This window comes from Lachnospiraceae bacterium KGMB03038 (assembly GCA_007361935.1).
Lineage (GTDB): Bacteria > Bacillota > Clostridia > Lachnospirales > Lachnospiraceae > Massilistercora.
In genome coordinates this window covers 1,515,043-1,539,459 of sequence record CP041667.1, presented here as the reverse complement: position 1 = coordinate 1,539,459, position 24,417 = coordinate 1,515,043, and the positions used below count along the sequence as shown (strand labels likewise).

Sequence of the window (24,417 nt, the reverse complement as noted above, 5' to 3'; positions counted from 1 at the left end):
CATGAATCCGATTTTAGAATGTCAGGGGCTTTCCAAACAGTATCATAGTTCATATTATGCCCTGAACAATCTGAATCTGACTCTTGAGCGGGGGCAGATCGTAGGACTTCTGGGGCCAAACGGAAGCGGAAAAACAACTTTGATCAAGATGATCAACGACCTTTTGGCGCCTACCAGCGGAAGGATCTTGATCGATGGAAAGGAACCCGGTACGGAGACAAAAAAGATCGTTTCCTATCTTCCAGAACGTACGTATCTGGATGATTCTATGAAAATCCAGGAGATCATTCGACTTTTTGCGGATTTTTATGAGGATTTTTCTACCGACCGGGCCAATGCGATGTTAAAAGATCTGGGAATCGAACCAAATGTCCGTCTGAAGACCCTCTCCAAAGGAAGCCGGGAGAAGGTACAGCTTGTGTTGGTCATGAGTCGGGACGCCAAGCTTTACATCCTGGATGAACCCATCGGCGGAGTAGACCCTGCCGCCAGAGATTATATTCTGCGTACGATCCTTGCAAATTACAACGATGAAGCAACCGTCCTTCTCTCTACCCATCTCATTTACGATGTAGAAAACATTCTGGACCGGGTTCTCTTCATCCGGCAGGGACAGATCGTGCTCAACGCGGAAGTAGACGAGATCCGCACCGAGCAGGGAAAATCGGTAGATGCAATGTTCCGGGAGGTGTTCAGATGTTAGGGAAACTGATCAAATATGACTTAAAATCCACAAGCAAGGTGCTGATTCTGGTCCATGCTTTCTTGCTGCTTTCCGCTTTTCTGATGCGGATATTTATGACTGGCCAGATTCAATTAGAGGATGTAGAAGACAGTTCCAATATCCTTATGGCTCTTACCATCCTTCTTTATTCCTTGATCGTAATGGGGGCAAGCTTTGCCACCTCCATCATCGTTGCGGTCCGGTTTTACAAGAATCTTTTCTCAGATGAAGGATATCTGACCAACACCCTGCCGGTGAGCCGGGGAATCCTTCTTCTGGCCAAAACCATTTCCGGCGGTATCTGGACCGCCGTGGATATGGCTCTTTTGCTTCTTTCCATCTACATTGTGGCGTTTCCGCCAAATGTAATGGAGCTTTTCCAGGATAATAAGGAGGCTGTAATGGAAGCCATGGGATTTACAGGATCTTACACCCTTCCTTCTGTTCCGGCTATCGTTGGTTTCCTGCTGATCTTGAGTCTTCTCTCAGGCTTTTCTTCGGTAGCCATGATCTATGCGTCTGTTGTCCTGGGACAGCTTTTTTCCAGTCACCGTGTAATCGGGGCAGTGGCGTGCTATTTTGCCATTTCCACGATATTTTCCATGATCTCCTATGCCATCATGCTGGTCATTGGATTATCTTCCCAGGCACTGGTGCCTTCAGACGGCTCTTCTTCTATGTATCTGGGCGAATACCTGGGGAAAACAATTCAATTTTCAGTCGTATGGTCGGTCATTACAGGGATCATCCTATATCTTATCACTTGGAAAATCTTCAGCCGGAAAATAAATCTTTCCTAGAAAGACCAAAGCGGAGCCTGACCAACGGGCTCCGCTTTTCTATATACCGTTCAAAATCCAGATCCACGCACAGGATCAAGTCTCCCAAAACTCTCTTAACTTCTCTTTCACGCCGGACAGACTGCAGGGAACAATCTTCTCCCACTCTCTCGGAAAGGTCTCCTGATATCTCGCATCTCCAAACCGGTCGTCCAAAAGCAGGATCACTCCCCGGTCTTCGTCGGTACGGATCACTCTGCCCGCGGACTGGAGCACCTTGTTCATTCCCGGATACAGATAAGCATAATCGAACCCTCTCTGCCCTTTTCCCTCAAAGTAAGTTTTCAAAAGTTCTCTCTCTCGGCAGACTTGGGGCAGTCCCGTTCCTACAATGACCGCCCCGATCAATCGGTCTTCTGTAAGATCGATGCCTTCCGCGAAGATGCCTCCCATCACACAGAATCCCATCAGACTCCTGTCCCGTTCTTCCTCAAAATTCTCCAGGAAGATCTCCCTGGCTTCTTCGGTCATATGCTGCGACTGCATCACGCAGTCAATCTGGCGCTCTCCTGTTCCGCCCTCTCTTAATTCTTCCAAAAGTTTCTGAAATTCCTCATAGACCGCTTCCATAAACCGGTAGGAAGGGAAGAACGCGATATAATTTCCCTGCTTTCCTTCCGCCGCGGCCAGAAGATATCTGGCATATCTGCGATACATCCCTTCTCCTCTGCGGGTATATCTGGTGCTGACGTCTTTCCCCAAAAGCAGCAGTCGATTCGCCGGATCAAAGGGAGACTCTGCATAGATGGCGTACACCTCTTCTTCTGTACTCAAAAGGTTCTTATAATAACGGATTGGAAGCAGAGTGGCGGAAAAAAAGACCGCGCTGCTTCCCTTTTCCAAGAAACTCTGCAGATTTCTGGAAGGATTGACGCAGAAAAGTCTTATCAGAAATCTTCCCGATTCTTCCAGTTCAGAATAGATCAGATAGTTTTCGTCCAGCCGGTCATAAGTGTTGATGAACCGGCACACCTCAAAATAAAATTCCAGCACTTCTTCTCTTTTCTCATCTGGCTTTTTGTGTTCCTCCAAATATCTCTCCAGTTCTCCTGTCAGATTCAAAAGCTTAAGATACAGGGAAGATACGCTTTCCAGGATCTGACATCCCTCGCACTCCCGTTTAAGAGACAGCATCTGACGGTTGCAGTCTTCCAGTCTTTTCGCCAGTTTCCCGTCTTCTTCTTTCACCGTCCGTTTGATCTTCAGCACATCTTCCTTGTAAATCCCGGCGCTGTACATCTCCCTTCCGCGCTCTACCAGATTATGGGCCTCATCAATGAGAAACAGATACTCCCCTTTCATTCCATCTCCAAAGAAACGCCGAAGATGGGCATTGGGATCAAATACGTAATTATAGTCACAAATGACCGCATCCACCCACTCGGCCACATCCAAGCTCATCTCATGCGGGCAGACTTTCCATTTCCTTGCCTGCTCTTCTACAATCTCCCGACTCATCTCATCAGAGGAAGTCAACAACTCATAGACCGCGTCATTGACCCGGTCAAAATGTCCCTTAGCATACGGGCATGCCTCTGGATTACACTCTTGTTTTTCACAAAAGCAGATCTTCTCCTTAGCAGTCAGCACCAGTACTTTCATCCGCAATGCCTGTTCCTTCAAGATCTCAAAAGCCTGCCATGCCACCGTGCGGGTGATGGTCTTTGCCGTCAGATAGAAGATCTTCTCTCCCAGCCCTTCTCCTACTGCACGCACCGCCGGGAAAACACAAGCCATAGTCTTTCCTACTCCTGTAGGCGCTTGGATGAATAATTCCTTTTTCTGCTGGATCGTGCGGTAAACAGAAGCGACCAGTTTGCGCTGGCCTTCCCGGTATGGGAAAGGAAACTCCACCTTCTGGATAGACTGATTCCGCTTCTTCTCCCATTGAATTCGGTACCGGGCCCATTTTTCATACTTCCCCGCCAACTCATAAAACCAGGTCTTCAGCTCCTGTATGGCGTACACGCTTTGAAACCGTTTCAATTCCTCAGTCTCCAAATGACAGTAGGTCATCTGAACGCCGATCTCCGACAAACCATTCTGCTGAGCATAGATATACGCATAACATCGGGCCTGGGCTAAATGGACCTCCACCGGTTCTTCCAAAAGGGAAAGTTCTTTGAAGCTCCCTTTGATTTCATCGATCACCACTCCTTTTGGGGTTTTCCATACGCCATCTGCCCTGCCTTCGATCTCCAGCACAAATTCCTTACAGGGAACCTCAAATCGCAGAGAGACTTCCGGGTGATATCCTGCTCCCATACTCCTTTGGATCTTTCGGTGCAGCTTTGCTCCCAGCAGCATGGCCTCTTTATCCATTCCGCCCATTCGATTGTCGATATCACCGCCGCGCAGGATAAATTCTACCAGTGCGCGCACGGATATTCTTACATGTGGCTGTTCCATGTCTATCGTTTTCCTCTCCCCGCGGTTTCTGCGGCTCCGTCTCTTCCGCTCCTTCGTTCTGCAGATCATGATACCACATTATACACCCGGACGCCAAAAGGCACAAGAAACCTTCCGTCACCGCCTTTCAAACTCTGTCATATAGGGCCGGAACCTTAGAGGCAGATTATGAAGCTGGCACTTGGGATTCTCTCTGGAAGCAATAGAAATTGCCTGACAAAAATCCTTCCACAGTCTGGCGTATTTCTCCTCCTCTCCGGACAGAACGCTCAGTTTCTCCTCTTCCATTTCCTGATCCCATACCAGCACCCATTGCTTTCCCGCTTCATGAACAGCCAGCATCTGATAATTCAGATCGCGGATCATCCAGTTCTCTTTTGGAAGCCGGTCGGCAAAATGAGGCGCCAGGCAGGACAGCACTTGTGATCTGGGCGCGATCTCCCCGTAAAGAATCCCGTTATCCAACTCACGGAACCGGAGAAACCCCTTCAGATGATGGGCTTCGCATCCCACCTGACGGCTCATCTCAAAAACCTGTCCTACCCATGGATTGCTCAAATGCTCCATGATCCTGCCGCTGTCTGGAAGCTTCCTTGCCTCCAGCATAGTCTGGAGGATCGCGTCTCCTTTCCGCCCGTCATAGGACAGGACCGCCTGGGAAATCTCCTGATAAGCGGTACTTCCCAGATGGCATCGGATCAATCTGGCCACGGCTTCCGCCTTATGAGCGGTCTCCTCTACCTCTGTATATTCGCAAAACAGACAGGCTTCCACCTGCCCATTCAGCGCAATCCCACATTCCTGTCCCTTTCTTGCGGGATTCCAGGCATCGTAGACAGCGGAAAAAATACCCGTTACCGTGTCTGTACATATATAAACCGTCTTCATGAAATTCCTCCCAAAAACCGTACATCGTCAAAAAGCGAAAGCTGCCGGTACCCCATTTCCCTCACTTCTCTGGGAAGTTTTTCTCCTGCCGAAAGGAGATTCCGAGTGATGCTGTCCTCTTCCATCTTCACCGGATAAAGCATCCGGCCTGCGCAGGTAATGAAATACTGCGCTCTTTTCAACACAACTCCCATCTTCTTAATATCCGGGAAATCCAAATTCCCAAGCCGCCTTGCTTTCACAATGCGCTGGGCCGACTTATATCCGATGCCTGGGACCCGCAGCAGCGTCCGGTAATCCGCCCGGTTGACTTCCACCGGGAAACAGTCCAAATGCTTTAAGGCCCAGTTGCACTTTGGATCAAACAGGACGTTGAAATTAGGGGTCTCTTCCGAGAGCAGTTCTTCCGCCTGAAAATGATAATAACGCAGCAGCCAATCCGCCTGATACAGCCTGTGCTCCCTCAGGAGAGGAGGGCCTCCATCTGTCCTGGCGGGAAGGTCTTTATCCTCATTGACATGGATAAAGGCGGAGTAAAAAACCCGCTTTAATTCAAATTTCTTATAAAGGCTCTCCGCCACCTGGATGATCTGATAATCCGTCTCCGGTGTAGCCCCGATGATCATCTGAGTGCTCTGCCCCGCCGGAACAAACCGAGGCGCGCTGCGGTAAATCTGCAGTTCTTGCTTATTTTCCCGGCTGCGGTCCTGAATGAGACGCATTGGGGTCAAAATCTTCTCTCTGGTCTTGTGGGGCGCCAGCAGCCGCAGGCCCTCCGCCGTAGGCAGTTCTAAATTGACGCTCATCCGGTCCGCCAGGAACCCAGTCCTCTGGATCAGCTCCTGGCTGGCTCCAGGGATTGCCTTCACATGGATATATCCTTGGAAATGGTATTCTTTCCGCAGTTTATACAAAGCGGCATAGATCAGTTCCATTGTATAATCAGGACTTATCAGGACTCCGGAACTTAAGAATAAGCCTTCAATATAATTTCTCCGGTAGAATTCCATGGTGAGCCGGCAGATTTCATCCGGTGTGAAAGAAACCCGCTCCACATCATTGGTCCTGCGGTTAATGCAGTATTTGCAGTCATAGATACACTCATTCGTAAATAAAATCTTAAGAAGGGAAATACAGCGTCCATCTGCTGAAAAGCTGTGGCAGATGCCCGCCTGCTCACAATTTCCCATACCTGTTCCGTCTCCTTTTCTGGAAGTGCCGCTGGAGGTGCAGGCCACATCGTATTTGGCAGCATCCGTCAGGATCGTCAATTTTTCATATAAGGTCTTTTCTTTCTGGATCCGCATACTCTTCCCCTTCCCAGTATCACAGAATATTTCCAACTAAATTTCCACTAAAAAAGAACATATGTTCGATATAATCATTATACAAACATACGTTCTCTTCGTCAATCTTTTTTTACGTTCCTGTTTCTAACCACTCCGGAAACATCATGCACTCTGCGAAAATCCTCTCATATCCTGGGAGCTCCGCTAATTCCTGATATTCCATTGTCTTAGCCAATTCTTCCATATCCGTCTTGGCCTTCTGCGACAAAAGCGCCATATAAGCCCCGTTTTTCGAAGAGTTTCCTACATAAACAATCTTCTCCCGCACTTCCCGCGGCAGAATCCCTGTGCCTGCCAGAGACTCTGCCGGAAGATGGGCGCCGAACTGACCAGCCACCAGCACCAGATCTAGCTCTTCCATTCGAAGGCCCGCCTGGTCGAGCAAAGCTGTGAAACCAGACAGGATCGCTCCCTTCGCAAGCTGGACCTGCCGGATATCCCTCTGAGTCACAACAAGTTCCGGCTCTTGGCAAAGAACAAATTCTCGCTTTGTTCCTTTCGCCCGCAGCAGTTTTTTTTCGGCAGTCCTCTTCTGGAACACTCTCCATCTTTATGAAAACTCCTGACTTTTTTACCAAGCCAGTCCTAAGAAGTTCACGCAGCACCGCCAATATCCCGCTGCCGCAGATCCCTCTTGGGGAAGCGTTCCCAATGGTCGTAAGCCGGACGCCAGCTTCTGTAATTTCCACTTCTTCAACAGCGCCTTCCTCCGCCCGCATCCCGGCGCTGATATTCATCCCTTCCAATGCGGGACCGGCCGCGCAGGAACAGCACAAAAGCCTGCCCCCGCTGGCCAGGACTATTTCCCCGTTTGTGCCGATATCGATAAACAGCACATTGCCGGAGGCCTTGGAAAGCTGACAGACATAAGCTCCCGCTACGATATCCGCGCCAATATAGGCGGAAACCTGGGGCAGACAATAGAGAACTGTATCTTTCCCAGCTTTCAGGCCGATATCGGCAGCCTTCAGGGTCTTTGCATCCAGGAACCCGGGCTGATACGGCGCTCGCCCAATGGATCTTGCATCCACTCCCAGAAGCATGTGCATCATCGTACAGTTAGCGCTGATATCAATCTCCCGGATCTGCGCCGGGGTGATCGCCGCCTTCCGGCACATCTCCAGGATCATTTCATTCAATGCTCCTACAATGGCGTTCTGTAAGTCTTGGATTCCCGCCTCCCCGTGTTCCTGTTCATAAGTGATCCTGGTAAGCACATCCAATCCATACTGCTTTTGCGCATTGATCCGGGAAGCGGTTCCGATTTCCTCTCCCGTCTTCAAATCTATCAGAGATGTTACCACGGTAGTTGTTCCAATATCTACCGCCATCCCGTATCCTTCTTCGACCCTGTCCCGATGAAATTCCGGCAGAAAGCCTTGATCCAGGATGTGACAGTCCCTCTCCTGACGGACCAGTTCCACCTCCAGGTCTCCAAAGATCTGGGTCATGCAGGAGAGGCGGATGCCTCCCTCTCTCTCCTCCTTGCCGATATGCTCCATCTCTGTCTGTGTGCAGGGGGAAACTCTTCCTTCTGATATCTTTACTTTACATTTTCCGCAAATCCCCTTACCGTTGCACGGATTATCTACAAAAACCCCCGCCCCAAGAAGGACTTCCATAAGGTTCTCCCCCTCCCGGCAGAAAATGGTCTGTTCGCTTTGCGCGATCCTGATCTTGGCCATGGTTCAAACTCCCTTCTGTTCCAGGGCCGCCAGAATCGCCTTCACATTAGCGAGGGGTGAGCGCATTCCCAGCCCGCAGGCTGGTGAAAGGATATCAGATCCGGCCTCGATACAGCTTTTTGTCAATATTCCCACCCGTTCCGGCGTTCCAAACTCTAAGGCGTAAGTACTTACATTTCCCATCAGCACACGGCCCGGAAGCCTTTTCTTTGCCTCTTTCATGGATACGATAGAATCAAAACTCAGAGCATTGCTTCGAATCTTATCTACTTCCCGATATACCGGCTGCATCTGACCGCAGATATGGACGATCGTCCCCATTTTCTCTTTTGGAAGTCCTTCCAGCAGGCGATTAATATACGTCACCGCAAATTCCTCAAAATACTTCGGGCCCAGGATCTCTCCTGTTCCGCTTGGGTCAGAGATCGCGATCACATCCGCCCCGGCCGCCACCTGCGCTCTTCCAAAAGAAATAAGCTGGTCTGTGACAAAAGAAAGAAACGCATGGGCCTCTTCCCGCTTTTTCCTCAGTTCTTTATAAAAGACCACTGGCTCCATCAAAGAACTGGCAACACTGATCGGTCCGGTCAGGTTGCCAACAATGGGCACATCCGTTGTCTCCTTTTTCAAAATACGGATTGCCTCCAGCGCCACTTTAACTCTTCCCTTATGAAGATTTATCGGCTTCAGCCTTTTATAATCGCTGACGGTGCTCATGATATAGCCAATCACGTGCGGCTCATGGATTTGGGACCCCAGATCCACTCTGGCGCCCATCTCTTCCGCCTCTACCGTCATGCAAAATGGCACTCCGCAGTTTTCAAAACAGCCTTCCTCAAACACTGCTTTAGCCAGATCCGCCATCTTCCGGGCATCGGTGTGAGCTTCTGGCAGATAGGTCCTGACTGCTTCCATCAGATCAGTCGTAACCATGTTCATCATACCGCCAGGACAGATACAGGCGGGACGATCTGCCTTTTCTCCCGCAACTATCCGGCTCAGTCGTTCTTTTGGTGTCAACATTTTTCTTCTCCTATCTATGACTGATCAGGCGATATCCAGAAGACTTTTTGCCAGCTTCACCGCTTCAGCGGCGTTCTGGGAATAACCGTCCGCTCCGATCTTATCCGCGTATTTCTGAGAAATAGGCCCTCCTCCGATCATCACCTTTACCTGATCCCGGATTCCGGCTTCCTCCAGCAGACGGATCACCGTCTCCATTCCCCCCATCGTAGTGGTCATCAGTGTAGACAAACACACCAGTTTCGCCTTCTCCTCTCTGGCTGTATCAACAAATTTCTGCAAAGGCACGTCCCTGCCCAGGTCGATCATCTCAAATCCTGCCGTCTCCATCATGATCTTTACCAAATTCTTTCCAATATCGTGGGTATCTCCTTCCACTACGCCAATGACTCCTTTGATCTTTTGATCCCCTGAATGATCCGGCAGGTATGGTTTTAAAATCTCCAGGCCGGCATACATCGCATCCGAACACAACAGCAGGTCGGTGACAAAGTATTCCTCCTCTTCATAAAGCTGACCTGCCCGATCCATTCCATCCACCAGACCTTCCATGATCGCGTCCAGAGCCGGATATCCTGCTTCCAGATATTCTCTGGCCGCTTCCGCCACATCCTCTTCTTCCATTTCCAACACATCATCGGAAAGGCGCTTCAGTAATTCTTCTTTTTGGGTTCCCATTTTCTCCTCTTTCCTTTCTCTTTTGCCCGATCATGCTCCTTCGATCAGTTTTACTTCTTTAAAGACCGCATTTTCCAATCGGTATCCGATATTTTTGATGCACATCTGGCCTGCCATAGCCGATTTCCCAAGCATCTCGATGCATCCTTCTCCATAGCTCATTGGACCGCTCAAAAGCCGATCCACAAATTTGCCTCTCCCTGTGCCAAGAAGGGCTAATGTAGTCTTTGGGCACAAAAGGATCATCGTCCGTTCGTCAGCAAGCTTTTCTGCCTCTTTGAGGAAACCATAAGTAAATGCCTCCATTACCTGGGCTGTCATTTTAGGCCCCAGAATCGAGACTCCCCCGGCGGAATCCGCATAGCTGATAAATTCCACTCCGTGCCCTTTTGCCTCCTCCATAAATCTTAAGCACTCCCCTCCAAGCTTCCAAAAGATTTCTTTCATAAGCTCCGGTTCTTTTCTCCATCCCTTAAATACATATTTCGCATCCAACAGTCCATTTAAAATCGTAAACGGACCGGACACCTGCAGCACCACATGCTCTCCCTGGCCGCTCAGTTCCCTGCAGGCCAGCAGGACCTCGCGGATCCTTCCCTGAGTCAGATCCATGGAAGGCAGTTTCAGAACTTCTTCCAAAGAATTACAGATATATGCTCCGGCTCTTGGCCCAGTTTTCTCATCACCGTAATTCACGATCCCTCCCAGTGCCTCCGCCTCAACGGTATGGCAGAAAGGCAGTTCGCAGAACACCGCCTTATCATGGGCTTTTAACGCCTTTGAAAGCCGGGCCATCGTCTCATGGCGCAGATAGGCGTCCGGGAAAGTCAGGCCAAGCCCCGTTGTCACATCCCCGTTGATTCCGGCTGAATTGTCATAGGTACAATGAAAATCTTTGATCTCTCCCATTTTAATTCCTTTCTCTGTCTTTCTCTTCCCATCTCCCGTAGATCCTTGCCGCCTCCATGAACCAATCTACTTTCTGCGGATCAGTTCCATAAGGGATTTCACAGCCCGAACACAGTACATATCCCTTTTTCATCTGCCTTCCTATCGCAAAACATTGTTTAACAGACTCAAAAATATCCTCTTTGTCTCCGCACATAATCACATCCACAGGAGGGACATTCCCTGCGATGCGGAGCACATCTGAAAGCTCGTCTCTTGCTCTGGACAGGTCGATCAGATTGTCCAGGCTTATACTATCAATCTGGAACTGACGGAAATATTCCCAGATACGATAAGTTTTCCCACACATGTGGAGTGTTGGCTTCCTACCGCTTACTTCATAAGCGTAATCCGTCAGTTCTTTCATATAAGGAAAGGCAAATTCTTTATAATATCTCGGCCCCAGAAGTTCTGGGTTAGCGACAGGATCCGCAAAAGCAGTCCCCAGTCCATATTCTGCCATCGCGCGAATACTGCTCTTTTCTGTTTCCGTAACTACACGCAGAAGATGATGGACTTCTTTCGGCGCTTTGTAACAATCCCGAAGCAATGCCTCTACTCCACGCAGATATGATGCGATTGTCATAGGACCTCCAGCACTTGCAACGACAGGTACGACTGAAACCGCTTCTTTTTCTAATATCGCGGCCGCTTGAAAAAACATCTGGATACGCGGATGTTTTCGCAGATCCACTGGCTCCAATGCGCGAACCTTGTCCAAAGTATCCAAGGAAGGCCGCTGAATATAAGGGAGCTGCTGAAGCGGATATTTCACCTCAGCGCCGAGAGCATCAGCAATGCCGTAGGAGTTTGGGCCTATCATCAGTTGATCATGTCCAAAACGCTGAAAAGCGGCCAGCTCCATCGTGGCTAACTTTTCAGAATCGTGCCACATATCATAGATAGAAACATGGCTGATCTGTGTTTTAAATTCGCCCATAGCTGGAATACAGGGGAACCGATCGAAAGGTTTCCCGCTTTGGATAGCTTTTCTTCGCTCTACAGGCGTCATTTCGTCTAATAGATGCTTTTCTATCATACTTTTTTATCCTTTCATGCCGGTTAATACAACGCCTTCTTTGAACTTACTCTGAAGCAGAATATAGAAGATAAAAGGCGGCAGAAAGTTGACCGCGGCACACGCCATCGTCAGACCAATATTAGGTTCAAACTGTGTCTTCGTCGTGCTTAAGATCAAAGGAAGCGTCATCATCTCACTTTCTGTGCTTACTACCAAAGGCCATAAGAAATTATTCCACGCGCCCACAAATGTAAATATGGAAAGAGTCAAAATAGACGGTTTGATCAATGGAATAATGATTTTCCAGAGTATTCTGGTATTGGAACAGCCTTCTATCTTCGCGGCATCCAATAGTTCATTAGGCACTGCGAGAATCGCCTGCCGCATAATAAAAGTCCCAAGCGCTGTAGGCAGCGGAAGTATCAATGCCTGATAGGTATTCAGCCAATCCAGATTCTTCATGATCAGATACAGCGGAACAATGATAACTTCCGAGGGAATAATCAGCGTCATGATCAACAAGAAAAAAATCAGATCATTCCCCGGAAACTTTAGCTTTGCAAAAGCATAGCCCGCAAGACAGCTTACAACAACAGCCAGCACAACCCCGGCCAGTGCTACAAATGCACTGTTAAAAAAATAGCGACCAAATTCTGCCGTATGAAAAATTTTTACATAATTTTCTGGGGTCAGCCCATCTAGATTAAAGTTATATGCGCTCAATGTATCCTTAAAAGACATAATGAGCATATAAATAAATGGCAGGATGCTGACTGCGATCACAATCAGGAGGATCAAGCCTCCGACATACTTTTCTACATATTTCATCCCATTTTCCTCCTATATTTCTGAAACATCCCGCCGCATAAATCTTCTTTGTGCGATGACCGTAATCAGGATCAGCAAAAACAGCATATTTGAGACTGTCATAGCATATCCGGCTCTTGCAGACTTATAACAAAGATCATAAGCATAAAAAACCAGCGTTGTCGTTCCCATGGCTGGTCCGCCGCCGGTCAGATTATAAATGATATCGAAACACTGCAGGGAAGATGTAACCCCAAGGAACACAACCAGGATAGTAGTTGGTTTGAGCATCGGAAGCGTGATGTAGAAAAAACGGGCCAGCCGGCCAGCCCCGTCAACCTTTGCCGCCTCATAATAGTTATCCGGGATACTGATCAAAGCCGATATATATAATACGGAATAATATCCTAAAGATTTCCAGACAGACACCATAGCGACCGTAAGAAGCGCGCTGTCCGCATCACCTAGGAGCATAGAGCAGTTAATTCCAAAAAAAGAAAACAAATTTTCTACCGCCTCTACATGTCCGTTTAAAATAGCTTTCCATATTGTGCCCACCACCGCGTTCGAAGACAATACGGGGATAAAGATTACAATATTTGCCAGTTTTCCAAGAAAAGTATGTCTTCTGGAAGTAATCACAGCGGAGACCACCAACGCCAACACCGTCTGGAGCGGGACGATATATACCAAAAGCTTTAATGTATTGGTCAAGGCTGTCAAAAACTTTTGATCTGTAAGCAGGCGATGATAATTTTCTATTCCGTTAAATTCTGGGGGAAGCAAAATATTGTATTTCGAAAAGCTCAACACCACAGATAATATTAAGGATATCCCGACAAACACGATCAGGATGATCGAGATCGGCGCAATATATCCATATGCTGCGGGTGAATATTTGGTTTTCTTTCCTGCCATCGTTACCTCCTGGATTACGCAAAGACGCCTGCGGTATCCCACAGGCACCTTTGCTATGATATTCTATTCCTTGTCAGCCCAGTATTCATCCAAAAGATCATTTGCATAATCCGCCGCCTCATCCATAGCGGTCTGGGCATCTTTATCACCGCCCATAACAGCCTGCAGCTGGGAGGTAAGATTCAAAAGGATATCAGAGCCACAGGGGCCGGCCTGCAGAGGACGCCATTTATCGCGGTCTTCTGTCAGAATCCGCTCCAGTTTTTCATCCCCTTGATATGGCTCATCTACAGTCGTAGGCGCCCCAAAATGAATCTTATGATATTCGCTCATAACCTCCGTGCCTGCCATATAACGAATCAAATCCATGGCCAGTTCTTTGTTCTCGCAGGACGACATCAGTGTTAAACAGTCCGCAGCTCCAAAGGTCCCATACTGCTTATTTTTCAAAGAAGTTACATAATTCCAGTGCAGATCTGGATAAGTCTCCTCAAAAGATTCTGTCTGCGCCTGCATCGCCCGTGCGCAGGCAAAAGCAGCATGTCCGCCGCCAAACACACTAGAGAACGCATCGGTCGCGGCAAGTGACATATAGTCTTCCGGCATATAAGGTGTCAGACTCTGCAGAAACTCTACTGCTTCTACACCCGCTTCATCATTAAATCGCACAGATTTCAGGTCATCATTGTAAATATCTGTTCCATTCTGCCAGATAAGACTATAATAATAAGAGTTCAAAAGATATAAAGGACTCATATCTCCATTATTAAATCCTGCCGCATATCCATATTGATCGATCTTACCATCTCCATCGGTGTCCTGAGTCGCTTTCTCACAGATTCGTTTGAAGTCCTCCCAGGTTTCCGGCGGCTCTTCGCCAAGACTCTCAAGAATATCTTCATTATAATACAGGATAAAAGGATTTCCGGTACTAAATGGGAAACCGTAGGTACCTCCCATCATCTGTCCCTTCTCCAAATAAATATATTTCTCATAATCCTCTTCTGTCAGATATTCTTCCATATCCACAACTGCTCCGGAATCAATATATGTAGGAAACATTTCTACATACATATATCCAACATCAGGCCCTTTATCCGCGTTGATCGCTGTCATATATTTTTCCTCATACGTATCCCAGGGAATGATCTGGAATTCTAATTCACAGTTGTTTTCTTCCTCAAACTTGTCAAGAAGAGGAACATAGTTTTTCTCCGTTTCATCATCCAATGGCGGAATCCATACGGATAAGGTTTCTTTCCCTCCATTTTCCTCCTCATCACCGCCGCTCCCACAGCCAGCAGCCATCCCGGCAACCAAAGCGGCGCAAAGGAGGGCGCTAATCAATTTCTTTTTCATACTTTTTCTCCTTTATTTAGTAAAAATTCACGAATCTAGCTTATTATAGTATGCGAGATAGAAAAAGGGCAAATCGAAAATATTCATAAATAGATATGGCTTATACAAAATGTCTATAAATTTTTTTGAAACAAATCAAACTTTCGACAAAAAAAGTGTGTAAGTTTTTGAATTACTAACCTACACACTTTTCCAATCTTTTATGAAAAGATTATATTAAAAAACATTTCCTACAATTTATTCACTGCCGCCGCAAGATACTCATTGCTGATTTCGTAAAAACGCTCTTGTTCTACAGCCTCCGCAAGCTTTGTATCAATAGGCATCTTTCCAAGCACTGGAAGATCCAGTTCTTTCGCCGCCTCTTCAATGTGGCTTTCTCCAAAAACAGAAATCTTCTTTCCACAGTCAGGACAGATCAGATAACTGTAATTTTCTACCACGCCTAATACCGGAATGTTCATCTGTTTCGCCATATTATAGGCTTTCTTAACAATCATCTGTACCAGATCCTGTGGAGATGTAACAATCACCACGCCGTCTACCGGAAGAGACTGGAACACCGTCAACGGTACATCTCCGGTTCCTGGAGGCATATCTACAAACAGATAGTCTAATTCTCCCCACATTACATCGGTCCAGAACTGCGTTACTACGTTTGCGATAATAGGACCTCTCCAGATCACCGGATCGGATTCATGAGGAAGCAGAAGGTTCACCGACATGATCTTGGTGCCGTCTTTTGCCTCGCTTGGAAAAATGCCGTCCTCCGTCCCCTGCGCGGTCTCATGAATACCATACATCTTGGGGATGGAAGGTCCAGTGATATCCGCGTCCAGGATTCCTACGGAGAATCCCTGTTCCCGCATCATCCTTGCCAGAGAAGCGGTTACCATAGATTTTCCAACACCGCCCTTCCCGCTGACCACTGCGATCACCTTATTGATATGAGAAAACGCGTTCGCCGGTTTCCTAAGGTCCTGGGGCTTGCTGCTGCAGGTATCCGCATGGGCGCACCCGGCACAGTCGGAGGGTGAGCACCCGTTTTGCTGCTCTGCCATATTTCTTACCTCTTTTCTGTCTATAGCCGGAGCATCTCCGGCCCCTATTTCTTCTCTTACTCTTCCGCCGCCGCGATCACTTCGATCTCACAGAGCGCGTTTTTCGGAAGTGTTTTTACTGCCACACAGCTTCTGGCTGGCTTTGAAGTAAAATATTTTGCGTACACTTCATTAAATGCCGCAAAATCTCCCATGTCCGCCAGGAAGCAGGTGGTCTTTACAACCTTGTCAAAGGATGTCCCTGCTGCCTCCAGCACAGCTCCCACATTCCGGCATGCCTGGTCCGCCTGACCTTCGATGCCTTCCGCCAGATTTCCGGTGGCCGGATCTGCTCCAAGCTGTCCCGCGCTATAGAAAACTCCTCCGCTTACATATCCCTGTGAGTAAGGGCCAAGTGCTGCCGGCGCTTTTTCTGTCGCTACTACTTTCATGATCTACCTCTCCTTTGCTTGATTTAATAAAATTTGCGCGATACAGATATCAAAAAGACCCATCCCTACAGATTTAAAATAGGTAGTCTCTTTGGCGGCTTCTTCTATTGTTTCCCCTGACGCCAGATAATCGCTCATCAATACCACCTGCTCCTTCCGAAGCCTTCCCTCTTTCAGAGGCTGACTTAAGTCTCCGCTTTCCTCACAGGCGTAAGGAAGCTCCACATAGACCCGGTCTACCAGGTCCCACACCGCATCCGGGATTTCCCGCATATCCGGCGTATAGGAACCAATGGCAATGATGCATTTTCCTCTTAGAAGCTCCCGGTCATTAGGGAGCACTGGCGCAGCGGAAGGGGTGGTCGTGCAGATAATATCGCTGTTTGCCGCTAACTCTTCCGCTGTACTACATTGTACTACCTTTACCTTGGGATCCGCAATAGCTTTTTCCAATCTGTCCATATATTCCGTCAGATCTCTGCCGCTGTGGCTGAATAAGTAAACAGTATGGATCTCTCTGGCCGCGCAGGCATAAAGAGCCTGATAGAACCCCTGCACCCCGGCTCCCACAATTCCTACCGTATGACAGTCTTTGCGGGCAAGATGCCGGATTCCCACGCCTCCTACCGCTCCGGTTCTCCAGGCCGTCACCGCCTGACCGTCTAAAATCGCCTGCGGCGCCCCAGTCACTGGGTCATTCAGCAATACTACCCCATCAATAGAAGGGAGCCCTAGCTTCGCGTTATCCGGGAAAATAGTCAGGATCTTGGTCCCAATGGCCTCTTTCGTATAACAGGGCATATACATCAGGGTCTTGTTCTCGTGTTCCACGGTAGGCCGGTTGGGGACATAGTATTCTCCACTCCGAATGATCTGATAGGCATGTTCGATCTCATCCATCATCTGATTCCGGTCCGCCAGTTTTTCAATTTCTTCTTTTCCAAGTAAAATCATGAGTCTTTCTTCCTTTCTCTGATTCTTTTTTTACATACGTCCTTCTTATCCGGCCGCTTCCTGCGCAGGAGCTGCTTGCTAGTGGTTAGCAGCCTGGTAAATCTCGAACATCTCCCGGGCTCCCAGCTTTTTGAAGCAGCCCAGCTTCACAGTATCGCCTTTGGTCGCGCTGTCCGCCAGTTTCCGCAGCACTTCTTCCGGCTGTACGCCAATGGACAGTTCTCCTATGGATACCGGCATGGCTAATTCTCGGAAAAACTCTTCCGTACACCTGATCGCCTCCTTGGCCGCCATTTCCTCATCCTCCTGCGTAATGCCCCATACCATTCTGCCGTACCGCGCAAACCGGGGCACGTCCAGCTGATACACATACTTGGCCCAGCTTCCCCATACAGCGGAAAGCGTAGCGCCGTGGGCCTCGTCAAACATACCGCTGATCTCATGGCCCAGCTTGTGGCAGGCGAAATCCTTGGGCCTTCCTAATCCGGTGAGTCCATTATGAGACAGACTCCCGCACCACATCAATTCACTCATAGCCTGATAATCCATCTGGTTTTCATACGCTTTTCTCCCGTTTCGAATCACCGTGCGCATCAGCCCCTCCGCGATCTCATCAGTCAGTTCATTTCCTGTGACCGGAGTAAAATACCGCTCCAGCGTATGCATCAGAATATCTGTAATGCCGCAGGCAAGCTGGTATTTGGGCAGTGTATAAGTCAATTCTGGATTCATCAGCGCAAACTTTGGCCGCACCAGATCACTATTGACTCCCGCCTTTTTCCCTGTTTCCTGATTGGTGATCACCGCCGAATCACTGGTTTCACTTCCTGCCGCTGAAATGGTCAGCACAGCTCCCACCGGTAAAGCTCCCACCAAAGGCACTTTCCCCATCCAAATATCCCAGATGTCTGTTCCCGGCACGTATGCCCCAACCGCGATCGCTTTGGCCGTATCGATCACACTTCCTCCGCCTACCGCCAGGATCAAATCCGCCTGGAACGCGATTGCTTTCTCTACTCCTTCTCTGGCAAGAGATAAACGTGGATTCGGTTTTACCCCTCCAAGCTCGTCATAGGCAATCTCTTCCGCCGCAAGCAATTCTTCAATCTCTTTCAACAGTCCGCTTTTTACAGCGCTCCCGCCTCCGTAGACCAGAAGCGCTCGGCTGGCTCCCCATTTTTTCGCCATCTTTCCCGCTTCCTTTTGAGCTTCTCTGCCAAATACGATCTCCGTTGGGCTATACTGTGTAAAACTCTGCATTTTATAACACTCCTTTGCTTTGTATCAATAAATCTTCTCTCCGGTCAGCACCACCACAGAGCGGGGCCCCATCAAAAGTCCCGTTTCGGATAGTTCAGCCGGTTCCTGGTAGCATCCGCTTCCCTCTGCGCCAGTATTAACGGCAATCTTCCATCGAAATCCTTCCGGAAGCCCTGGAAGTTCACATCCCAGCGCCTCCCAGTATACATTCACTCCCAGGTAGACAATATCGTCTTTCCCCTTTTTCTCATCATATCCAGCAAATAGTACGCCGATCATCCGGGTTCCGTCATCGTAAGCCGCCTCCCAGGCTCTCTGCGAATGAAGACTTACTTCCGGCAGCCCGCACTTGGCGGGGCCGCATAAGCCCATAATAGCGGGATGTCTCTTCCGGAAATGAATGAGATATCGGAAAAATCCGTGGATATCCTCGTATTTTTTAAGGTTTTCCCAATCCAGCCAGGAGATTTCATTGTCCTGACAATATGCATTGTTATTTCCAAACTGGGTATTGCAGAATTCATCTCCAGATAAAAACATCGGGGTTCCCCGGCTGGTCAGAAGGACCGCGCAGGCGTTCTTGATCATCCGGCGCCGAAGAGAAAGAACCTCTGGATCCTTCGTCTCTCCTTCTGCCCCGCAGTTCCAGCTGTGATTGTCATTGCTTCCATCCGTATTATTCCATCCGTTTGCTTCATTATGCTTTTCATTATAGGCGTACAGATCATACAGCGTAAATCCATCGTGACAGGTAAGGAAATTAACAGAAGCATCCTTTCCCCGTATATCTGTATCATAAATGTCAGGAGATCCAATGATCCGCTGGGCCGCCGCAGACGCCGCCCACAGGCCTCCTTTTAAAAACTCCCGCAGATCATCCCGGTAGCGGCCATTCCATTCACTCCAGCGCCGGAACGCCGGGAAATTCCCTACCTGATACAATCCGCCCGCATCCCAGGCTTCCGCGATAAGCTTGGTATCTCCCAGGATAGGGTCTTGGGCGATCGCCCGCAAAAGCGGCGGATTCTGCATAGGAGAACCATCGTCATTTCTTCCCAGGATCGATGCCAGGTCAAACCGGAAGCCGTCCACCCTGTAGGTGGTGACCCAATACCTCAGACAGTCCAGGATCAACTGCTGTACTACCGGATGATTGCAGTTCATCGTGTTGCCGCAGCCGCTGAAATTATAGTAATGGCCATCTGGGGTCAGGAGATAGTAAATGTTGTTATCAAATCCTTTAAACGAGATGAAAGGGCCTTTCTCGTTCCCTTCCGCCGTATGGTTGAAGACCACGTCCAAGATCACTTCTATATCATTTTCATGGAGAGACTTGACAAGCTGCTTAAACTCCATTCCTTCCCGGTTATATTCTGCCGCCGATGCATAGCTGGTATTAGGAGCAAAGAAGCTGACCGTATTATATCCCCAGTAGTTTACCAGTTCTCTCCCTCCCACCTCGCGGCGGCCGCTCAATTCGTCAAATTCAAAGATGGGCATAAGTTCAATGGCGTTAATCCCCAGATCCTTAAGATATGGGATCTTTTCCCGGATTCCTTTAAATGTTCCAGGAGCTGTTGTCTGCCGGGACAGTTTTGTAAATCCCCGGACATGCATCTCATAGATGACCAGTTCCTCCATGGGTATTTTCGGCTGAGGTTCCGTACCCCAATAGAAATTGTTCCTCACCACTCTGGCCCGGTAGCCTTCTTCACGCACCTTCCTCCCCCATACGCTCTGACCAGTAACTGCTTTCGCGTAAGGATCCAACAGCACGTGACTTTTATCAAACAAAAGGCCCTTCTCTGGGTCCCAGGGACCGTCCAGCCGGTAAGCATACTCAAATTCCTCCACATTCAGCCCAAACACGATCATAGAATACACATCCCCGATCCGGTAATTTTCCGGAAATGGCAGGACTGCGTAAGGTTCCGCCGCCTCTCTGTGATAGAGCAGTAGTTCACAGGACACAGCGCCTTTAGACTGTACTGTAAAATTCACGCCTTTGGGGATTGGTGTGGCGCCTAAAAACATATAAAAACCCGGGCGCACGTCAAACCCATTCACCCGGTCCAAAGGCTCCATATGCTGGATCTGGGTGCCAAACAGACTGGCTGTGGTCAGTTCTTCTGGCATATTCTTTGATTCCTGCGGCATAGACATCCCTCCCTAAGATCAGTCATAGACATGCGGCAAACAAAATGTTATCTCTGCAATAAATATTATCAAATTTATGACTTCTGGGCAATAGTAATCGGGGCCGGGGGATTTTTAAAAATCCCTCGGCCCCGATGAAAAATGCCCTGTCCCTTTTGATTACAGCATCTCGATGAACGCCGCGATCCTGGTGTTCAACTGTCCGATATCTGCCTGAGAATAGTCTGTCTCTACGCTGATATATGGTATTCCTTTTTCTTCATTTACGAATTTGCGGATTCCGAATGCTTCTACATTATAAGTATGACAAGCCTGCAAGGTCATCTCTACCACTCCGTCCACCTTGTACTCGTCGATCAGTCTCCCTAAAAGCTCCAAACGATTAGGATTCGGTGTCATGACAGAACAGCCGATGTTGAGATATCGGCGCGCCAGAGCGCTGTAGACATCCGGATCATCCTCGTCTACCAGTTTATCGATTGCTTTGGCTCCTGCGCAGTTTTCATAGGTCACAACAATCCCGCCATTATCTTCTACCGCCCGGATCACTTTTTCTGTAGCTCCGCCGATAGGACAGCCTGTGATCAGGATTCTTGGCTTTTTCTCCTGCATCTTTCCTGCCGCGTACTCTTCTTTGATCTTCTCCACCAAAGCGTCCACCTCGCCGGGAATCTCTTTGCGGTCAAGCTTGAAAGTACTGCCGTACAGGACTTTGAAGAGTTCCTGCCCGGTAATGGGCGCCGGGTCATTTTGCATAACTTCATACAAATGTTTCAAAGACCTTCTTCCCGCGTTATTGATGCGGATAGCCTCCCTGATATCCTCCTCTGTGATGGTCACTTCAAACTTCTTTTCCAAGTACTCTTTGAAACGGATGATCTCACTCTTCCACAGTTTCAGCGCTTCTTCTCCCTGAGTATTGGGAAGCTCCAGAATAAATACATCCTTAAAATTCCCCATATACTCGTACATTTTCTTCTTCCCATCGCAGGTAGTCTCTCCCACCACCACATCAGAAAAATAGAAAAACGGACATTTATCCGTCCGGGCAAATCCATAACTGGATTTGATCAGAGGACATAAGTTCTTAGGAAGTTCCCGCTCGGCATCCGCGATCGTCTCATCTGACGTAGAACACAGGCTGACACTGGCGGCTCCCATAGCCATAGCTAATTCCTGCGGGAAATAGGTACAATAAGATCCGATCACCGGGATCCCCTGCTCCTTTACTTTCTTGATCCCCAGGAAAGAATTCTTCCTTTGCTCCGCAAATTCTTCAAATACCTCCGGCAAATCTTTGATCAGTTCCATAAATACACCTCATTTTTTATTTCTTTCTTCTTGTTTTCTCTTCTGCCAAAATAGCAGCCCCCAGCGCTCCCGCATATCTTCCGTAATCTGTGGGCGTCACTGTCTGGCCTAATTTCTCAGACAGAATTCCTGAAAAATATCTGCTGTGGCTTAACCCTCCTGTTAAGATCACCTGGGAGGGAAGATTCTTCCGATTGGCTAACTGGGCCACTTTTGCCGCAACAGAATCCACCACGCCGGCAGCGATATCTTCTCGTTTTCTTCCTTCTCCGATATAATTGATGACCTCTGATTCCGCGAACACGGTGCAAAGAGAGCTGATTGGAAGGACAGTCCCTTTTCCCGCCAATTCAAACAACTCCTGCAGGGTAACGCCCAGCCGGTTTGCCATAACTTCCAGGAATTTGCCGGTTCCCGCGGAACACTTGTCATTCATCAGGAAGTCCTGCACCATTCCCTGCTGGACCAGGATCACCTTTGTGTCCTGTCCGCCCACATCGATGATGGCGCAGTCGTCACTTCCCAATTCTCTGCCACCCCTGGCATGGCAGGTAATCTCCGTGATCACGTAATCCGCAAAATCTACCGCGATCCGTCCATAACCTGTAGCCACCACCTTCGTAGATTCGTCCAGAACATCGATGCCCTGTTCCTTCAGCCTTTCCTGGATTGTAAGGGTGGTCTCCCTGCTGTTCCATCCAGTCGGCAGCACAAATTCCAGCCCTATATCTCCTCTGGCTACAACCTTAGAAGCAGTAGAGCCAATATCGATTCCTACATAATTCATGTTTTCTTTTTCCTCTCTTACGTCATTTCCTCCGCCCAAAGCAGATTGGCGGTCAAAGACCGGAACTGGAGCCAGGCGCTCTTTCCCCCTGACAGCTGCTCCAGCTTTTTATTGACCGCTGGATGGTATTCTCTCCCTTCTTTCCGCTCCTTCGTCCCGTACTCACACGCCTGCCGAAGCCAGTCTGGATCGGCAAGTCTTTTTTCTAACGGGATTTCCTGGAAGAACAAACGCTTTTCTCCTGCTCTTTCTCCCATCCAACGTCCAGACAGCCGCGCCGGTCTTTGCCGGAACAGATATCCGTCACAGCGGTCCCGTTCATGGCCGATCACCTGGATGCCCGCTTCTTTCATCGTCTCTACAGTTTCCGTCAAATCAAACATATCCTTCGGGGCAGTAGCTAAAAGAGCGGTATGCGTACATATGAGCGCCTCCAGATCATGACAGCTTTTAAATCCCTCCCGCTCATTCAGACCGCCGATTCCTCCGCTGACTGTCAAGGGAATCCCAAGCTTCTCACAGGCTTTCATAGTCCCAGAAGCAGTAAAGGCGCCTGTTTTTCTTTCTATCACAGCCCGCTCAAAATTCCGGAAATGAATCCGTTCTTTCAAGATACCGGTCTTTCTGATCTGGCAAAATTCCTCCAATATCCCCGTCATGATACTGCCCTTCCACATCCATGCGATCCGTCCGTTAGATGCTGGCCAGGAGGCCAGCATCTCCTGTTCTGTAATGCTTCCCAGGCCCTGAGACAATAAGGCCGACTCTACGAGATAATCTGCCATATCTCTTCCGCCTGACGGCCGAGATCCATTTGATTTTCTCTCTCCAGAATCTCCTGGTAACCTTTCCGGATGCTGCCGGCCCCATTCCAAGTTCCTGCAACCGCCCCAATAATGCTTGCGATCGCGCTGGTCTCATCCCCAATATTTACTCCGTCAAAAATGCTTTCCATAGTATCGCCCTGCTCTGCTACCAGGATCCCGAAAGCAGCCGGCACAGTCTCCGCGATCGCCGGACCGCTGCCGATACGGCTTCCAAGTTCCACAGCAATATCCGTCCCGCTCCCGCCATGAAGGGCGATTGAAACTGCCATCTCCATACGCTTTGTCACAGAAGGGCCCGGATAAGTCCAGATATCCTTCCGTTCTCTGGCCAGCTTTTCACCCCACACGCTTCCGTACTGGGCGGCCCTGACCACCTCATAAAGAGAAACGTTCTCTCCCAGACCGCGGCTTACCGCGGCCGCAACAGCGCAGGCGCCAGAAATGCTGTAAGGGTCATCATGAGAAGCCATGGTCAGTTCCAGTGTGTCTTGGATTGCCTTGTCCACATCTCCTTTACTGAACAATCCTGCCGGATATGCCTTACTGGCCGCCCCATTTGAGGAAAGCGCATAATAGTGGCTCTTATAGAGTTTTGTCCCTAATCTTCCCGCATATGCCCAAGTCCCCATCGTGTCATCTGCCTTCAGACGTTTTACTACGTTCCGTGTCGTCATCCCGGCAAAGGGCTCGAAATATTCGGTCTCTCCCCATTCCAGCAGAGCTCTTTCCGCCAGTTCTTTCGAAGCCTTTCCTTCTGCCGCGATCAAATGCTGCGTCAGGATATACGGAATACTAAAAGCATCTGTCACTTGTCCCGCTCTTCTTCCTCTTGCCAAAGTATCCATCGGCGGTTCCCGGAATTCTTCTACCCGTCCCCCGAATGTCTCTCGAATCTGCCTTGGTGATTTGGTCTCTGTGGCCGCTCCCATGGCGTCTCCTGCAGCGGCCCCCAGAAGGCAGCCTAAAATCTTCTCTTTCATT

General features: G+C 48.9%; 21 protein-coding genes and 1 pseudogene. 2 read left to right on the top strand and 20 right to left on the bottom strand.

Features of this window, described 5'->3' with window-relative positions:
- The first annotated feature begins 1 nt into the window (after position 1).
- Together FND36_07320 and FND36_07315 are read left to right on the top strand one after the other, a co-directional pair.
- Positions 2-703 (top strand): ABC transporter ATP-binding protein, encoded by a 702-nt coding sequence (locus FND36_07320; GenBank protein QDW73862.1) that lies wholly within the window; start codon positions 2-4, stop codon positions 701-703.
- A complete protein-coding gene (locus FND36_07315; protein QDW73861.1) occupies positions 697-1,524 on the top strand; it encodes a hypothetical protein in 828 nt (275 codons plus the stop codon). Before FND36_07320 ends, FND36_07315 begins: the two co-directional genes overlap by 7 nt.
- Positions 1,525-1,599: 75 nt before the next feature.
- Here FND36_07315 and FND36_07310 read toward each other — a convergent pair whose 3' ends face one another.
- From FND36_07310 to FND36_07215, 20 genes and pseudogenes are all read right to left on the bottom strand, one after another.
- Entirely contained in the window at positions 1,600-3,978 is a 2,379-nt protein-coding gene (locus FND36_07310) for an ATP-dependent DNA helicase (GenBank protein ID QDW75571.1), read from the bottom strand.
- Positions 3,979-4,089: 111 nt separating this feature from the next.
- The gene (locus FND36_07305; GenBank protein ID QDW73860.1) at positions 4,090-4,860 is read right to left on the bottom strand and encodes a DNA metabolism protein; all 771 of its coding nucleotides are present in this window, start codon (positions 4,858-4,860) and stop codon (positions 4,090-4,092) included.
- The gene (locus tag FND36_07300) at positions 4,857-6,167 is read right to left on the bottom strand and encodes a putative DNA modification/repair radical SAM protein (protein QDW73859.1); all 1,311 of its coding nucleotides are present in this window, start codon (positions 6,165-6,167) and stop codon (positions 4,857-4,859) included. Before FND36_07300 ends, FND36_07305 begins: the two co-directional genes overlap by 4 nt.
- Before the next feature lie 112 nt (positions 6,168-6,279).
- Positions 6,280-7,894, bottom strand: a pseudogene (locus tag FND36_07295) (DUF4445 domain-containing protein).
- A 3-nt stretch (positions 7,895-7,897) separates the two neighbouring features.
- Positions 7,898-8,917 (bottom strand): MtaA/CmuA family methyltransferase, encoded by a 1,020-nt coding sequence (locus FND36_07290; GenBank protein ID QDW73858.1) that lies wholly within the window; start codon positions 8,915-8,917, stop codon positions 7,898-7,900.
- A 24-nt stretch (positions 8,918-8,941) separates the two neighbouring features.
- On the bottom strand, positions 8,942-9,595 hold the full coding sequence (locus tag FND36_07285; GenBank protein QDW73857.1) for a cobalamin-binding protein: 654 nt from the start codon (positions 9,593-9,595) through the stop codon (positions 8,942-8,944).
- Positions 9,596-9,625: 30 nt separating this feature from the next.
- A complete protein-coding gene (locus tag FND36_07280; GenBank protein QDW73856.1) occupies positions 9,626-10,504 on the bottom strand; it encodes a methylcobamide--CoM methyltransferase in 879 nt (292 codons plus the stop codon).
- Position 10,505: 1 nt separating this feature from the next.
- Positions 10,506-11,582, bottom strand: coding sequence for an MtaA/CmuA family methyltransferase (locus FND36_07275; protein QDW73855.1), 1,077 nt, complete (start codon positions 11,580-11,582; stop codon positions 10,506-10,508).
- A 6-nt stretch (positions 11,583-11,588) separates the two neighbouring features.
- Positions 11,589-12,392, bottom strand: a complete 804-nt coding sequence (locus FND36_07270; GenBank protein QDW73854.1) for a carbohydrate ABC transporter permease — start codon at positions 12,390-12,392, stop codon at positions 11,589-11,591.
- 12 nt (positions 12,393-12,404) lie between these two features.
- On the bottom strand, positions 12,405-13,289 hold the full coding sequence (locus tag FND36_07265) for a sugar ABC transporter permease (protein QDW73853.1): 885 nt from the start codon (positions 13,287-13,289) through the stop codon (positions 12,405-12,407).
- Positions 13,290-13,352: 63 nt separating this feature from the next.
- Complete coding sequence (locus FND36_07260) at positions 13,353-14,648, bottom strand: sugar ABC transporter substrate-binding protein (protein ID QDW73852.1); 1,296 nt, start codon at positions 14,646-14,648, stop codon at positions 13,353-13,355.
- 230 nt (positions 14,649-14,878) lie between these two features.
- A complete protein-coding gene (locus FND36_07255) occupies positions 14,879-15,709 on the bottom strand; it encodes an Mrp/NBP35 family ATP-binding protein (protein ID QDW73851.1) in 831 nt (276 codons plus the stop codon).
- Between the two features lie 56 nt (positions 15,710-15,765).
- On the bottom strand, positions 15,766-16,140 hold the full coding sequence (locus FND36_07250) for a regulator (GenBank protein QDW73850.1): 375 nt from the start codon (positions 16,138-16,140) through the stop codon (positions 15,766-15,768).
- Positions 16,141-16,143: 3 nt separating this feature from the next.
- Positions 16,144-17,094 carry an ornithine cyclodeaminase family protein gene (locus FND36_07245; protein QDW73849.1) on the bottom strand — a complete coding sequence of 317 codons (951 nt, stop codon included), beginning with the start codon at positions 17,092-17,094 and terminating at the stop codon, positions 16,144-16,146.
- A 78-nt stretch (positions 17,095-17,172) separates the two neighbouring features.
- The gene (locus FND36_07240; GenBank protein QDW73848.1) at positions 17,173-18,354 is read right to left on the bottom strand and encodes an iron-containing alcohol dehydrogenase; all 1,182 of its coding nucleotides are present in this window, start codon (positions 18,352-18,354) and stop codon (positions 17,173-17,175) included.
- Positions 18,355-18,378: 24 nt separating this feature from the next.
- Entirely contained in the window at positions 18,379-20,490 is a 2,112-nt protein-coding gene (gene glgX / locus FND36_07235; protein ID QDW75570.1) for a glycogen debranching protein GlgX, read from the bottom strand.
- 180 nt (positions 20,491-20,670) lie between these two features.
- The gene (locus FND36_07230; protein QDW73847.1) at positions 20,671-21,822 is read right to left on the bottom strand and encodes a 2-hydroxyacyl-CoA dehydratase; all 1,152 of its coding nucleotides are present in this window, start codon (positions 21,820-21,822) and stop codon (positions 20,671-20,673) included.
- A 16-nt stretch (positions 21,823-21,838) separates the two neighbouring features.
- Positions 21,839-22,609, bottom strand: coding sequence for a CoA activase (locus tag FND36_07225; GenBank protein ID QDW73846.1), 771 nt, complete (start codon positions 22,607-22,609; stop codon positions 21,839-21,841).
- Positions 22,610-22,626: 17 nt separating this feature from the next.
- A complete protein-coding gene (locus FND36_07220; GenBank protein ID QDW73845.1) occupies positions 22,627-23,394 on the bottom strand; it encodes a hypothetical protein in 768 nt (255 codons plus the stop codon).
- Positions 23,376-24,416, bottom strand: coding sequence for a hypothetical protein (locus FND36_07215; GenBank protein ID QDW73844.1), 1,041 nt, complete (start codon positions 24,414-24,416; stop codon positions 23,376-23,378). Before FND36_07215 ends, FND36_07220 begins: the two co-directional genes overlap by 19 nt.
- Position 24,417 lies beyond the last annotated feature (1 nt).